The organism is Bradyrhizobium ontarionense (assembly GCF_021088345.1).
Taxonomy (GTDB): domain Bacteria; phylum Pseudomonadota; class Alphaproteobacteria; order Rhizobiales; family Xanthobacteraceae; genus Bradyrhizobium; species Bradyrhizobium ontarionense.
The window spans coordinates 6,572,897-6,587,001 of record NZ_CP088156.1 but is presented as its reverse complement, the minus strand read 5'-3'; the positions used below and the strand labels follow the sequence as shown (position 1 = coordinate 6,587,001).

Annotated in this window: 13 protein-coding genes; 4 read left to right on the top strand and 9 right to left on the bottom strand. The window is 65.3% G+C overall.

What is annotated here, in order from left to right; all coding sequences use genetic code 11:
- Positions 1 to 240: 240 nt before the first annotated feature.
- The 8 genes from LQG66_RS29040 to LQG66_RS29005 form a co-directional block, all read right to left on the bottom strand.
- Positions 241 to 1,410, bottom strand: a complete 1,170-nt coding sequence (locus LQG66_RS29040) for a mandelate racemase/muconate lactonizing enzyme family protein (RefSeq protein WP_231319276.1) — start codon at positions 1,408 to 1,410, stop codon at positions 241 to 243.
- A 34-nt stretch (positions 1,411 to 1,444) separates the two neighbouring features.
- Positions 1,445 to 2,152 (bottom strand): SDR family NAD(P)-dependent oxidoreductase, encoded by a 708-nt coding sequence (locus LQG66_RS29035; RefSeq protein WP_231319275.1) that lies wholly within the window; start codon positions 2,150 to 2,152, stop codon positions 1,445 to 1,447.
- Positions 2,149 to 3,219, bottom strand: a complete 1,071-nt coding sequence (locus LQG66_RS29030) for an ABC transporter substrate-binding protein (protein ID WP_231319274.1) — start codon at positions 3,217 to 3,219, stop codon at positions 2,149 to 2,151. The genes LQG66_RS29035 and LQG66_RS29030 overlap by 4 nt, the downstream gene beginning before the upstream one ends.
- Positions 3,220 to 3,237: 18 nt before the next feature.
- Entirely contained in the window at positions 3,238 to 4,077 is an 840-nt protein-coding gene (locus LQG66_RS29025) for an ABC transporter permease (RefSeq protein ID WP_231319273.1), read from the bottom strand.
- Complete coding sequence (locus tag LQG66_RS29020) at positions 4,070 to 4,897, bottom strand: ABC transporter ATP-binding protein (protein ID WP_231319272.1); 828 nt, start codon at positions 4,895 to 4,897, stop codon at positions 4,070 to 4,072. The genes LQG66_RS29025 and LQG66_RS29020 overlap by 8 nt, the downstream gene beginning before the upstream one ends.
- A gap of 77 nt (positions 4,898 to 4,974) precedes the next feature.
- Entirely contained in the window at positions 4,975 to 5,919 is a 945-nt protein-coding gene (locus LQG66_RS29015; protein WP_231319271.1) for a dihydrodipicolinate synthase family protein, read from the bottom strand.
- 27 nt (positions 5,920 to 5,946) lie between these two features.
- Complete coding sequence (locus LQG66_RS29010; RefSeq protein ID WP_231319270.1) at positions 5,947 to 6,762, bottom strand: IclR family transcriptional regulator; 816 nt, start codon at positions 6,760 to 6,762, stop codon at positions 5,947 to 5,949.
- 359 nt (positions 6,763 to 7,121) lie between these two features.
- The gene (locus tag LQG66_RS29005; RefSeq protein ID WP_231319269.1) at positions 7,122 to 7,352 is read right to left on the bottom strand and encodes a hypothetical protein; all 231 of its coding nucleotides are present in this window, start codon (positions 7,350 to 7,352) and stop codon (positions 7,122 to 7,124) included.
- A 603-nt stretch (positions 7,353 to 7,955) separates the two neighbouring features.
- On the opposite strand from LQG66_RS29005, the gene LQG66_RS29000 reads away from it, so the two are divergent.
- The 3 genes from LQG66_RS29000 to LQG66_RS28990 all read left to right on the top strand — a co-directional run bounded on the left by LQG66_RS29000 (position 7,956) and on the right by LQG66_RS28990 (position 10,587).
- The gene (locus LQG66_RS29000; RefSeq protein ID WP_231319268.1) at positions 7,956 to 9,278 is read left to right on the top strand and encodes an MFS transporter; all 1,323 of its coding nucleotides are present in this window, start codon (positions 7,956 to 7,958) and stop codon (positions 9,276 to 9,278) included.
- 334 nt (positions 9,279 to 9,612) lie between these two features.
- The gene (greA, locus tag LQG66_RS28995) at positions 9,613 to 10,095 is read left to right on the top strand and encodes a transcription elongation factor GreA (RefSeq protein ID WP_231319267.1); all 483 of its coding nucleotides are present in this window, start codon (positions 9,613 to 9,615) and stop codon (positions 10,093 to 10,095) included.
- A gap of 27 nt (positions 10,096 to 10,122) precedes the next feature.
- Complete coding sequence (locus LQG66_RS28990) at positions 10,123 to 10,587, top strand: metallophosphoesterase family protein (protein WP_231319266.1); 465 nt, start codon at positions 10,123 to 10,125, stop codon at positions 10,585 to 10,587.
- Between the two features lie 58 nt (positions 10,588 to 10,645).
- Here the strand turns inward: LQG66_RS28990 and LQG66_RS28985 are convergent, their stop codons facing one another.
- The gene (locus LQG66_RS28985; RefSeq protein ID WP_231319265.1) at positions 10,646 to 12,994 is read right to left on the bottom strand and encodes a phosphocholine-specific phospholipase C; all 2,349 of its coding nucleotides are present in this window, start codon (positions 12,992 to 12,994) and stop codon (positions 10,646 to 10,648) included.
- A 207-nt stretch (positions 12,995 to 13,201) separates the two neighbouring features.
- On the opposite strand from LQG66_RS28985, the gene LQG66_RS28980 reads away from it, so the two are divergent.
- Positions 13,202 to 14,074 carry a MurR/RpiR family transcriptional regulator gene (locus LQG66_RS28980; protein ID WP_231319264.1) on the top strand — a complete coding sequence of 291 codons (873 nt, stop codon included), beginning with the start codon at positions 13,202 to 13,204 and terminating at the stop codon, positions 14,072 to 14,074.
- The last annotated feature ends 31 nt before the right edge of the window (positions 14,075 to 14,105 follow it).

Here is a 14,105-nt window from a genome sequence, read left to right as displayed (position 1 = left end):
CGCCCCTTCCGAGTGAGGCGGGATGCGCGGAAATGTGCCGGTGATTTGCCCGACGGTGCAAGGCCGCAGCATGCGACAAACTGGCTCGACGGGCAGATTGCGCAGAGCTGTCATGAGCAGACTGCCCGTCGGGCGGGTCAACACGCGCTCCGTACTCAGTGTCGTCCCGAGCAAGTCCGGGCGCGCGTGCCGCGCGCTTGTCCGGGACGACAGCGAGATCTTGATTGAGGCGCCGTCGACTCACGCGCTGAGTGCGCGCATCTCGGCATAGAGATCCGACTTGCCTTCAAAGCCGATACCCGGGAGATCGGGCATCGTGATGTGGCCGTCGATCACCTTCACGCCGTCGGGGAAGCCACCATAGGGCTGGAACAGGTCGGGATAGCTCTCATTGCCGCCGAGGCCGAGGCCGGCGGCGATGTTGAGCGACATCTGGTGGCCACCATGCGGGATGCAGCGCGACGGCGACCAGCCGTAGGTCCTGAGCACGTCCAGCGTGCGCAGATATTCGCACAGGCCGTAGGACAGCGCGCAGTCGAACTGCAGCCAGTCGCGATCGGGACGCATGCCGCCGTAGCGGATGAGGTTGCGCGCATCCTGGTGGCTGAACAGGTTCTCGCCGGTCGCCATCGGGCCGGGATAGTAGTCGGCCAAGGTCGCCTGCAGGTGATAGTCGAGCGGATCGCCAGCCTCCTCGTACCAGAACAGCGGATAGTCGCGCAGCATCTTGGCGTAGGCGATCGCGGTCTCCAGGTCGAAGCGGCCATTGGCGTCGACGGCGAGCTGGTTGTTGGGGCCGATCTCGGCGAGCACGGCCTCGATGCGATGGCGGTCTTCCTCAATGGGGGCGCCGCCGATCTTCATCTTCACGACGTTGTAGCCGCGCTCGAGATAGCCGCGCATCTCCCGGCGCAGCGCCGAGAGATCCTTGCCCGGATAGTAGTAGCCGCCGGCGGCGTAGACGAACACGCGCGGATCGGCGGTGCGGTCGTGACGCTCGGCGAGCAGACGAAACAGCGGCTTGTCGGCGATCTTGGCGACCGCGTCCCAGATCGCCATGTCGAGCGTGCCGACCGCGACCGAACGCTCGCCGTGGCCACCGGGCTTCTCGTTGCTCATCATCGCCGCCCAGGCCTTGTCGGGATCGATGTTGTCCTTGCTGGCGTCCAGCAGCGAGGCGGGGTCGGCGTCCAGCAGGCGCGCCCTGAACCGCTCACGGATGAGCCCGCCCTGGCCGTAACGGCCGTTGGAGTTGAAGCCGTAGCCGACGACGGGACGCCCCTGGCGCTCGACATTGGTGATGACCGCGACGAGGCTCGACGTCATCTTGGTGAAGTCGATATAGGCGTTGCGGATCGGCGATGAGATCGGCTTCGTCACCTCGCGGACGTCGACGATACGGACGGTCATGGTCATTCTCCTGATCTTGATTGCATCCGCCGCATCAGAGCGAGGCGCCGGCGCAGATGGTGATGGTCTGGCCGGTGATGGCGCCGGCCTCCGGCGACAGCAGGAAAGCAGTGAGCGCGGCGACTTCAGTGGGATCGACGAAGCGGCCCATCGGCGGCAGCACCGGCGCGGTGCCGGCCCGGCTGGGATCGCGCAGGAACGGCGTGTCGGTCGCGGCCGGTGCGATGACGTTGACGGTGACGCGACGCGGCGCGAGCTCGATCGCCCAGGAGCGTGCGAGGCCGGTGAGCGCCGCCTTGGTCGCGGCGTACTGGCTGCGGCCCGCCGCACCATTGGCGGTACGACTGCCGATCAGCACGATGCGGCCGCCCTCGCCCAGACGCGGCGCCAACGCATTGGCCAGCGCCTCCGCGGCGCCGACATGGACGCGCCACATCCCTTCGCCGCTCTCGGCCTGCAACTCGCCGAGACGGCCGACACGCATGTAGCCGGCGGCATGGACCAGCGCGGTCACGGCACCGACGTCAGCAAGGCGCGCGATCAGCGTGTGCGGCTCAGCCAGATCGGCCTCGAAGCCATCGAAGCGTTCGTGCGACAGCACCGAGGCCGCGCGGTCGATGCCGGTCACGCGCCAGCCGTCCGCCAGCAGACGCTCGGCGACCGCGCGGCCGATGCCGGAGCTGGTTCCGGTCACCACCGCATGGCGCGGTCCGGAGCTGCTGTCGTGGTCCTGCGCCGTCATCCCTTGTACGCAGCCGCCTCGGCCTTGACCTTCACTGCATCGAAATTGTTGATCTTGTCGATCAGCTCATTGGTGTAGAGCGCAGCATAGTCCTTGATGTCCAGCCCGTTCATTGCCGCTTCGGTGCGGAACTCCTGCTCGTTGATCGCGCCCATCTGGGTGTTGGCATAAGGCGGCGCATACAGCTTGATGCGGCGGCTGATCGACTGCAGCACGGCCTTGACCGCCTCGTCCTCGCTGGCGCCGCGCGGCGCCGTTTCCGGATAGAGCTTGAGAAAGGCCTTGGCGCCGGCGGCGGGATTGGCGAGCAGAAACTGCGAGGCCTTGCACACCGAGCGGCCGAAGCCGATCAAGAGATCCTTGTCCTTCTCGAAGGTCGCGGGCATCGCCATCAGAAACTGGCCGCCGACCATCGGGATCGAGGTCGGACGCGGCAGGTAGGTCAGCTCGATGCCGGCGGCCTCGATCTGGCCGAAGCCGGTGTCGAAATAGGCCAGCGCATCGACGACGCCGCGCTGCAGGGCGACGCCGGCCGGCGTGCCGTTGCCGACCGCGACCCAGCTCACATCCTTGTCCGGATCGAGGCCGAGCGCCTTCAGCACGTTCTTGGTCACCGGATATTCGGTGGCGCCAAAGTCCGAGACGCCGACCTTCTTGCCCTTCAGATCGGTGTAGCTCTTGAGCGCAGAGCCGGGCGGGACGGCGATGTCCCATTTGTACGGGTAGGTGTACTGATAGAACATCTTGGCGCCGCCCCATTCGTTCTTGGCGAGCAGCGGCAACGCCGTCGACGGCACGCCGATGCCGATCGCCACCGAGCCGCGATCGGTCGCGACCTGGACGTTGGCGTTGGTGCCGAGCGCCTGGACGTCGAGCGAGAAGCCCTCCTGCGCATTGTAGCCGAGCGCCTCGCCGATCACACAATTGATGACCGTGGCGTTGAGCGCCTTGAGCCCGACGCCGAAACGGATCTTTCTGATGTCGGCGGCCATCAGCCCGGCCGGAGCGCCGCTCATCAGCAGCGCCGCACCGGCGCTGCTCTTCAGGAATGACCTGCGCGAAACCATTCTTCGTTCCTCCCTGTTTTATTTTTTGCGGTTGGCGCCCCAGTGCACGACCTTGGCCTCGCACCAGCGCACGATCCCATGCAGCACGATGCCGAGCACGCCGAGAATGATCAGCGCGGCGAACACGCCGGCGACGTCCGACACCGCCTGGGCCTGGGTGATGACGACGCCCATGCCGCGCTGGGCGCCGAGGAACTCGGCAACGATCGCGCCGAGCAGTGCATAGACCACGGCCATGTCGAGGCCGGCGAAGATGAAGGGCGCGGCGTTGGGCAGCTTGACGATGCGATAGGTCTCCAGCCGCGACGCCGACAGCGAGCGCATCAGGTCGATGCGTTCCGGTTCGACGGCGCGCAGCCCAGTGAAGCTGTTGATCAGCACGGGGAAGAACGACAGCAGTGCCGAGATCGCGATCTTCGAGCCGTCGCCGAAGCCGAACCAGATCACGATCAGCGGCGCGATTGCCACCTTCGGCAGGCTCTGCAGCGCGAACGCATACGGCATCACCAGCCGTTCGATCGCCTCGACCTCCGCCATCAGCGAGCCGATCAGAAGGCCGAGCAAGACTCCGATCGTGCAGCCGATTGCGGCGTTGCTGAGCGTGCTCCACAGCGGCAGGTAATAGCCGAGCTGGCTTGCCGGGCTGACCGCTAATCCGGACCACAGCGCGCGGACGACGGCTTCGGGCTTCGGCAGGATGTAGGATGGGATGTTCAGCAGGTTGACCGCGGCGATCCAGCTCAGGATCAGGACCGCAAGGCCGATCCAGGCGATCGGCGATCCCAGGCTGAAACTGCGGCGAGGCTTGGCCGGCTTTTGCGACATGGATGAAACGGCGACGTTGGCGAGATCAGTCATGGCCATGCTCCTGTGCATTGAGCAGCCCGCGGACCTCCTTGGCGAGCCGCGCATAATCCGGATGCAGCACGATGTCGTCGAACGTACGCGGCCGCGGAATCGGCACGGAGAGATCGGCGAGGATGCGTCCGGGGCGCGCCGACATCACGATGACGCGGTCGGCGAGGAAGATGGCCTCCGAGATCGAGTGGGTGATCAGCAGGATGGTCTTGCGGTTCTCCTGCCAGATGCGCTGCAGCTCGAGGTTCAAGCGCTCGCGCGTCAACGCATCGAGCGCGCCGAACGGCTCGTCCATCAGGAGGATCTCGGGATCGCGCGCCAGCGCGCGGCAGATGCCGGCGCGCTGCTGCATGCCGCCGGACAGCTCGTAGGGATATTTGTCGCCGAAATCAGCGAGGCCGGTGACCGCGAGCAGTCGCTCGATGCGGTCGCCGGCCGGCGCGTGCTTGCCGCCGACGCGCAGCGGCAGCCGCACATTGTCGCGCACCGTCATCCACGGCAGCAGGTTGGCAGCCTGGAACACGACGCCGACCTTGCGCGAGGGCCCTGCGACCTTCTCGCCATCGAGCAGCAGCCGTCCCTCGCTATAGCCGTCGAGCCCGGCGAGCAGGCGCAGCAAGGTGCTCTTGCCGCAGCCGGAGGGTCCGACGACGCAGACGAACTCGCCCGGCTTGATGTCGAGCGAGATCCGGCTCAGCGCATGGACCGCCGCGCCCGAGGCCGAGACATAGGTCTTCGACAGCTGGTCGATCGCGATCAGCACATCGTTCGGCGCGTCCGTGGCGCGCCGTGGCGCATTGTCGACATCCATCATCAGCATGAGCGTCCACCCGGAATGTTATTCGTTGTCGTCTGGGGTGACGGCCGGGCCACGCCCGACCGTCGCTTGTCGATCAATCAGGCCGCGGCCTGCACCGTCAGTCCGGCCGCAGCCACTGCGGCGCGGATCGCCGCCATCTCCTCGGCGCTCGGCGCATGCGTCGGCGGCCGCACCGTGGCGTCGCGGATGACACCGGCGACCTGCATCGCCGCCTTCATCCGGCCATGCGCCTCGCCGGTCGGCTCGCCGCCGCCATACACGGCGTCCTTCAACGGATCGATCATGCCCTGCAGCTTCATCGCAAGCTTGAGGTCACCGGCGGTGACGGCCGCGAACAGATCGTAGATCAAATCCGGAATCAGCGAGGCGAAGCCGACCAGCGCGCCGTCGACACCTTGCACCATCGAGGCCAGCAGATATTCGTCGTGGCAGGTCAAGAGCGCCTTGTGCGGCGCCGCCGCGCGGATCGCCTTGATGTCGCGGGCGTATTTGTTCATCTCGCGGGTGCCGATCTTGAACGCCTGCACGTGATCGAGACGCGCGAGCTCGGCGAGCAGATCTGACGAGAACGAAGCGCGGGTCCAGGCCGGATAGACGTGCACGATCAGCGGCAGCCTGGTCGCTTCGCCGATGGCGCTGAAATAGTCGAGGCAGTGCTCGCGCTTGAAACCGAAGCGCAGCCAGTGATGCGGCGGCATGATGTCGAGCGCTGTGGCGCCGGCTTCCTTGGCCATCAGCGCGTGCTCGATGCCGTCCTTGATGCCCTCGCAGACCACCGAGGAGATGGTCGGGCAGATGCCGGCGAGCGCCTTGGCGACGATGCGCGTGACCTCGGCGCGCTCTTTCGCCGTCAGGCTGAAGACCTCACCGGTGTGGCCGTTGGTCATGATGCCGACGATGCCGCGGCGCTTGCCGAGCCATGCGGCGTAGCGCGACAGCTCGGCCTCGTCGATCGAGTGGTCGGCGTTGAAGGGGACGGCGATCGCCGGGATGATCCCCTTGAAGTTGGTCATGACGCTCATATCAGGCTCCTGGTGGTCAGTTCGATGTCATCGGTTGGAAACGGTTGCAGTGGCGCCGCCCATGGCCTCGAGCGCGCGCGACAGCTGGGCGGCGGCCCTGAGCAGCGGCGCGACGCCCATGCGTTCGAACGCCTCGGCTGACATGCGCATGGTCGGCGCCGCGACGCTGATCGCGGCCAGCGGCACGCCGTCGCGGTCGATCACGGGCGCGGCGAGCACGCACAGCCCCGGTGCATTTTCCTGATTGGACAGCGCGTAGCCGGCGGCCTTCACCTGGCGCAGGCGCTCTAGCAGCGCATCGAGATCGGTGATGGTGGTCTCGGTGCGCTTGATGCGTGGCTGCGCTTCGAGCACCTCGACCTGCGTTTCCACCGGCAGCAGCGCCAGCAGCGCCTGGCCGACGGCGGTGGAGTAGACCGGCGCGCGGCTGCCGATGCGGACGTCGACGCCGAGCCGGACGAGACCGGCCTGGATGCGCTCGACATAGACGATGTCGCTGCCGTCGAGCACCGCCAGCGAGGCGGCCTCGTTCATCTCGCCGACGAGGCTGCGCAGGATCGGCCGCGCCTGGGTGCGCAGCTCCGAGCGCGCGATCGCGTTGAAGCCGAGATCGAGACATTTCAGCGTGAGACGGAAGCGCCTGGTGTCGCCGACCTTCTCGACATAGCCGAGCATCAGCAGCGTGTTGAGCAGGCGGAACGTGGTGCCCTTGTCGAGCGCAGCGCGGCGCGCGACGTCGGCGAGCACCAGCTCGGGCTCCTCACTGGTGAAGGCGTTCAGCACCTGAAAGCCCTTGGCCAGCGATTGCACGACGCTTTTGCCAGCCTTGCTGTCCTCGTCCACTGGAGGCTCCCGACGTTTCCTGCTTGACGCCCTCGAACAACGGCGGCATTGTTGTTGTATAGTTCGGATTGCGAACTATAGTTCGTATATTGAAACGCGCTGCTGCGCTCCTGTCAAGCGCGAACAGGCGTAACGTGCGCTGATCCCCACGCGCCCGCCCCTGATCGCACCGGCCTGATCCGTCTTACGCGCACCTGGGTCGCGTCCAAGCCTCGGGCCGGGCATCCAGGGGCTATTCGAGTCCACCGGGACGGGCCGACCAGACGTTCACGACCTCGGAAAGGCGAACCGAGGCGATCTCCGGAGCCGAAAACGCTTCAGGAATGACGATCACGTCGATCGAGTCTTCGGTCAGACGTTCATAGAGCGTCCGGGCTTATATCCACCTCGGGTTCGACAATGACCGACGGATGCGCGGCCGCGATTGCCGAAACCAGCCTCGGCAGCCAGGTCAGTGCCGACAGTTCGGTGACACCCAGACGAAGACGTCGTGCAGGCGGCCGCCTGCTGTGCTTCAGAGAAGGTATCTGCTCCTGAATGACCAGCATGTTGCGACCGAGCGCCAGGATGTGCTCGCCGTGCTCGGTCAACTGTGCACCGCGCTGATTCCGATCGAACAGAGCGAGCCCGGTCGAGGATCCAATCGAGTGCTTCCAGCTGCCTCAGCGTGATCCTATCGCACCGCGTGAAGGGCGTTGACGGGGTACATTCCAAAAAGAAATCTATCTCCATTACTTTTTATCTATTTTGCGAATTAGCGCGCAATCCTAGTCTTCGCTCGAGAACACGCCATGAAACGTGAGATCGACAGCAAACAGCCGCGCAGGCGGTCATGGCGGAATGTCCGGCGAGTTGCCGAGCGAGATCGTTTTCCGCGGTCGCCGTGCCGAAGGACGGCGTCGCTTCCGCAATCGAGCAAGGCAAGGCGCGAGAACGCAAGGAGCACGAGATGCGCGAGGCCGTTCGCGGCGGTGCCACCAGAGCGCAGCTCCTCGAACTATCACCGATCCTGGCGCGTCTGGGATTGACCTGACCCGAGATCGAAGCACGGTTTAGAGCATACGCTGCGCAAAACGCAGCGCGCCAATCGCCGCGGAACGACGGCGAAGCAAGCACGACAAGTTCAACAACGAGGGAACGCTCCTGCTGTCGTCTATGCGCAGTCTGGACGTCGACATCAAGGGAGGAAGACCATGACGGTGGGTATTGTAGCCGGATCGGCGACCAGGCCGACGCATTTTCGCTGGGTCGTGCTCACGCTCATATTCACGATCTATACAATCGCCGCTGCGGATCGGGCCAATATCGGCTTTGCCCTGCCCTTCATCCGCAAGGAATTTTCGATGTCCAACACCGAGGCGGGGGCGCTGCTCAGCCTCTTCCTCTGGGGCTACGCGCTGACCCAAATCCCGTCGGGCTTCGCCATCAGCAAATTCGGCGTCCACCGCTTCTTCTCCTGGGCGATGGTTCTGACCTCCGGGTTCACGGCGCTGACCGGCGCGAGCAGTTCGATGCTGATGCTCCAGTTCAGTCGGTTCGGACTCGGCGTTTCGGAGGCGCCGCTGCCCATCGGCGTCGCCACGACAATCAACAATTGGTTCCGGCCGCAGGAAAAGGGGATTGCCAGTGGCGTCTTTCTGTCGGCAGTCAAGTTCGGACCCGTGATCGTGCCGCCGATCTGCGCTATGATCGTCTCCATCTGGAGCTGGCGCGAGATCTTCTATTTCTTCGCAGTGCCCGGGCTGATCCTGGCGGTTGTATGGTTTCTCTTGGTCGCGAACCGGCCGTCCGAGAGCCGATTCTGCAATCAGGAAGAGCTCGACGTCATCACGGACAAGAGCGTCGCCGAACGAGCAAGGAAAACAGCGCGGCGTGATTTCGGCCTGCTCGACAAGATCATTCGCGCCGAGAAGCCCGAGATACTCGATACCAACGCGAAGGTCTTCAGGTCCTGGGACATCTGGGGCAGCTCTCTCGGCTATGCTTTCCAGCTCGGCATTTCCAATTACATGCTAGCCTGGATCCCGACCTACTTGCTCACGGTCAAGAAGTTTTCGGTGACCGGAACGGGTTTCGTCGCAGCCGCGCCGTGGATTGGCGCCGTCGTCGGCAATCTCGTCGGAGGATATGTTTCTGATCGCTGGCTCGACAAGCGCCGCAAGCCCGGCATGATGTTTTCTGCGCTGGCCACTGCGTTCACGATGTACGCGCTGATGAACTCACCCTCCGATCCGACCTTGTTCGCAGGGCTGCTGTTTGTGACGGGCCTTCTGTTCAGCTTCGGGTTCTCCGCGTACATGGCCTATCCGATGATGCTGGCGAGCAAGCAGAGCTTCCCCATCGCCAATGCGATCGTGAATACCGGGGGCCAGATCGGCGGTGCCTGCGCTCCTCTTGCGGCTGGCTTCATGCTGGACCGCTTCGGCTGGGATTCGGTCTTCCTGCTCATGGTTGCCGGCTCTCTCGCGACGTTTCTGGTCCTGCTCACCGTCAAGGAGCCGTTGGCGCAGGACTGAGTGCGGCAACCTGGCTCATTCCGTCCGCGACCGCCTTCATCGGAATGCGCCCGTGATCCGGTCGTATGATTGTCCGCTATCCTCGAGCGGTCGCTTTACGCGGACCGGTAAGGACCGCGTCCAACTGTCCGAGATGCACCGAAGAGAGTTCGGACTCAAACGGTTCGGAGCGCTGGCTCGAGCATACCGGGCGCTGAATCCCTGCGCCACTGGGCGCGCGCACGCCAGCGGAGCCTTGCTGAACATCGCGATAGGACTTGAAATGCGCTACGACGACATGATCTCTCACCGGTACCCCTCGCGCCTTCAAGGCCGGTTGCAGGAGTTGTCGAACGTGAGCGTCGCATTCACCAAGGAAGAGAGCGCCGAGACCGCGGCCGAGACGTTGCTGCCGGACCGGCCGGTGTCGCCGCACCCCAACCTCGTGACCGCAGCAGGCTTCAAGGCGCTGGAGGATCAGCTGCGCGAAGCGCAGGCGGCCTACGAAGCGGCGCAGGCGAACGAGGACGTCAACGAGCGGCGGCGGGAATCGGCGCTGCCGCTGCGCGACGCCCACTACTTTGCAGCGCGGGTCCGGACCGCGCAGGTGATGCCGGCGCCGGCATCGACCGATCAGATCGCGTTCGGCAGCACGGTGACGTTCCGGCGCGGCGATGGCCGCGTGCAGACCTACACCATCGTCGGCGAGGACGAGGCCGATCCCAAGCGCGGCATGATCTCCTACGTCTCGCCGGTGGCTCGCCTGCTCGTGGGCAAGTCGGCCGGAGACGTGGTGGAGGCGTCCGGGCAGGAGCTGGAGATCCTCAAGATCGCCTGAGGCCCCCCTTCACGCCGGCATGGAACGATGCTCAGACTTGGAATCATCTCCGATACGCACGGCCTGCTGAGGCCCGAGGCAATGCGGTCTTTGGCCGGCGTCGATCACGTCATCCACGCCGGCGATATCGGCCGACCCGATATCGTCGAGCAACTTCGTCTGATAGCCCTGGTCACCGCGATCCGCGGCAATATCGATACGGCGGACTGGGCGAAGGCCTATCCCGAGACCGACAGCGTCCATCTCGAGGGCCGGACGTTCTTCCTCGTGCACGATGTCCACGACCTGACAATCAATCCGGCCGAGGCCGGCATCGACGTCGTGATCTCAGGCCACTCGCATCGTGCGCGGGTCGAAACGATCGACGGCGTGCTCTACCTGAATCCGGGCAGCGCCGGCCCGCGCCGCTTCAAGCTCCCGATCACGCTCGCGACGCTGGATATCTCGTCAGGCCGCCTGTCCCCCGTGATCCACGATCTCAGCAGCGGTTGAAGCAACGCGAAAGGGCGCCCATGGGCGCCCTCCGCAAACCTCGTATGGGATGCAGTGACTAGAAGCGATCGGCCAATGCCATGCCGGGATCGCTGAACGACGCGCGGCCGGTCTCGACGTGGCCGGCGACGCGGCGTGAGAAGCTGTCGTCGGTGTCGCTGGTGACGACGAAGTCGTACCACAGGCCGGACTTGCGCAGATGCCAATAGAGCTCACCGTGGCGGCCGGGCGCGGACACTTTGACGGTCCACGACGTCGACGGACCGCCATGGCTCGGTCCGGGAAAGAAGCTCGGCGCGCCGAAGCCGAAGCCGGGCGCATCGAAATCGGGAGCCGACCGAAAGCCCGGCACCGCGCCAAAACCCACTTGGTGGAAGCCGGGCAGCGGACCGAAGCCCGGGCACCGCGGCTCGAGCGCGGCCGAGACCGACGCGGTGACGGCCTGCAGCGGGCCATAGATCTCGTTGGACTTCACCGTGAAGCTCACGCGGGCATGGCCGTCGTTGCGGAACTGCATGTGCAGGCCGCCCTCGAAGACGTTGTAGCCGACGAAGATCTCCGGGTTGGCGGCATTCGATTGCCTGACCTTGTCGAGGTCGCCCTTGAAATGGCGGTGGAATCCGTTCGGGCCGAGCACCCAGAGATCGTAGAGACCGTCGTTGCCGATGCTCCATTCGTCGTCGAGCATCTGGCCGGCCTCGACGGTGTAGCGCCGCGGGATGAGGTCGAGGTGCTGCTTGTCGTAGACGTGGAACACGGCGCCGGCAAAGCCAGTGTTGGCGAACAGCAGCTTCACCTTGCCCGTGGCAGCGTCGACCCTCGCGGTGGCGTGCAGGATGTAGGGCAGCGGGCGCGAATAGCGTACGCCGGTTTCCTGGAACAGCGGCTGCGGCGTCGCGGGCGCGACCGGCGCCGGCAACGTCTTCTGATGCGCGTCGGAGGCCTGCCAGTTGCTCTGGTCGGGCAGCTCCGGAAAGCGCGGATCGTTCGGGCTGGCGAAGTCGAACGCCGAGGTGAGATCGCCCGAGATGGCGCGGTGCCACGGGCTGATGGCGTCGACCTTGATCGCAAAGCGCTTCTCGAGGAAGCGACCGATCGAGGTATGATCGAACACCTGCGAGTTGATCCAGCCGCCCTTGCTCCACGGCGACACGACATACATCGGCACGCGCGCGGAGAGCCCCCATGGGCGGATGTTGCCGCTGACCGTGTCCGCCGCGGTCAGGACGTTGCCCACCGTGTTGGCGAAGTACTCGCCGGCGAGCGGCAGCGTCGCCTTGCCCATCAGCTTGCCGTTGATGTCGTAGGATGGCACCGCGGGCGCCGGCAGATGATCGAAGAAGCCGTCATTCTCGTCGAACGTCAGGAAGAAGACAGTCTGGCTCCAGACCTCGGGATTGGCGGTCAGCGCCTCCAGCACCTGGTCGGTGAAATTGCCGGCGCGGGTCGGGCTGCCGCCGCCGGGATGCTCGGAGTTGGCCTGGGTCGGCAGGATCCACGACACCTCCGGCAGCGTGCCGGCCATGACGTCGGCCTTCAGCCGGTCCAGATAGTCGGGACCGCCGGTCAGGCCATGCACGTAGTTCGGATCGCCCGGCTGCGCATGACGGAAGCTGGAAAATGCCAGACAGCCGTGCATCGCGCCGGTCCAGTTGTCGTTCATGTCCTGATAGATGTGCCAGCTGACACCGGCCTTGTTCAGGAGATCGGGCAGCGTGTCCCAGTTGAAGTCGCTGCCGACATACTTGTAGTTGGCCTGCGGCTGCGGCTGGCCGGCGACCCAATTGTGCGGGCTGGGCCAGCAGCGGAGGTTGTTGGGCTCGGAATCGTTGGTGGTGGAGTTGATGCCCTGCGCGCGCAGCGCCGGATTGAAGTTGGAGCCCGACCAGAACACGATCCGGTTCGGGTCGGTGCCGGTGGTGATCGAGGCGTGATAGGCGTCGCACAGCGTGAAGGCCTCAGCGAGCGCGAACTGGAACGGGATGTCGTCGCGGCCGAAATAACCCATCGCATAGGGCGTCTTGTACTTCGCCCAATAGCCCATCTTGCCCTGGTTCCAGGCGGCCTGGCTGTCGCCGAACGAATGCGGCGTGCCGTAGCCGACCAGCGCGTTCGAGGTCGTGGAGTCGCGGTGATAGGGCGGGATCTCGCGGCTGCCGTCGGACTGGAACCAGACCGGCTTGCCGCTTTCGAGCGGAATCGGGAAACGATCGCCGAAGCCGCGGACGCCGCGCAGCGTGCCGAAATAGTGGTCGAACGAGCGGTTCTCCTGCATCAGGATGACGATGTGCTTGACGTCCTGAATGGTGCCGGTCCGGCGCCGTGCCGGAATGGCCAGCGCCTGGCGGATGCTGGCGAAGGCAGTCGCCGCCGTGGCGCCTGCCAGAAAATCGCGACGTGTTGTCATGCTGATACGACCTTTTGAAATCCTGGAGAACAGATTCAGGGTTGGCGGGCGGACCCGACCTGCGCCTGCGAGCTCCACCGGCGTATCAGCGCGACTTGACGCCGCTGTGAAATTTTTATTTATGAAATTAATATGCCTGAGATTTTCTCAGTCACCCCAACCTGCGCCCGCTAGGCATGGCAGTCGGACGCGCTTTGCGAGGCGAGAGTGACAGGATCGACCACCCCAGCACCATCCGTGAACGGTATCCTGTCCCGCATTCGCGAGCTGCAGAACGAGCTTCCGCCGAAGGCCCGGCAGATCGCGGAGCTGATCATCGCCCGGCCGGAGCCGTTCATTCACATGTCGATCACCGAGGTCGCGGAGGCCTGCGATGTCAGCGAGGGCACCATCGTGTCGTTCTGCCGACGCGTCGGGGTTCGGGGCTTTCAGGAGCTCAAGATCCTGCTGGCCCGCGACCTGATCGAGCCGGTCCGCCTGATCCAGGAGGATCTGCATCGCGGCGATGATCCGGCGACGGTCACCGACCACATCTTCGCCGCCCACGCCGCTTCGCTGCAGGAGACGCGCCGCCTGCTCTCGATGGAGGCGCTGGCGCAGGCCGCGAAGCTGTTGCGGGAGGCGCAGCGGATCGAGATCTATGGCATCGGAAGCTCGGCGCCGGTCGCGCAGGATTTGTCCTACCGCCTGCTGCAGCTGGGGCTGGCGGCCAATGCGATCGTCGATTCCCATGTCCAAGCGGTCAGCGCCGGCATGACCGGACCTGGGGTCACGACGGTCACGGTGTCGCATTCCGGCAGCACGGTCGAGACGGTGCTGGCGACCCGACTGGCGCAGGCAGCCGGCGCGCGCACCATCGGCATCACGCGGCTCGGCAAGTCGCCGCTCGCGGCGCATTGCGAGGTGCTGCTCTACACGGTGGCGAACGAGACCCGCTACCGGCCCGAGGCGATGAGCAGCCGCGTCGCCCAGCTCGCCATCATCGACACGCTGGTCAGCTGCTGCGCGCTGACCGACACCGAGCGCTCCGTCGACCGGCTGCAGCATGCCGCGCGAATCCTGTCCGAGAAGCGCTACTGACCGGCCTGCGCGAGCTCAAGCAGACCAGCCA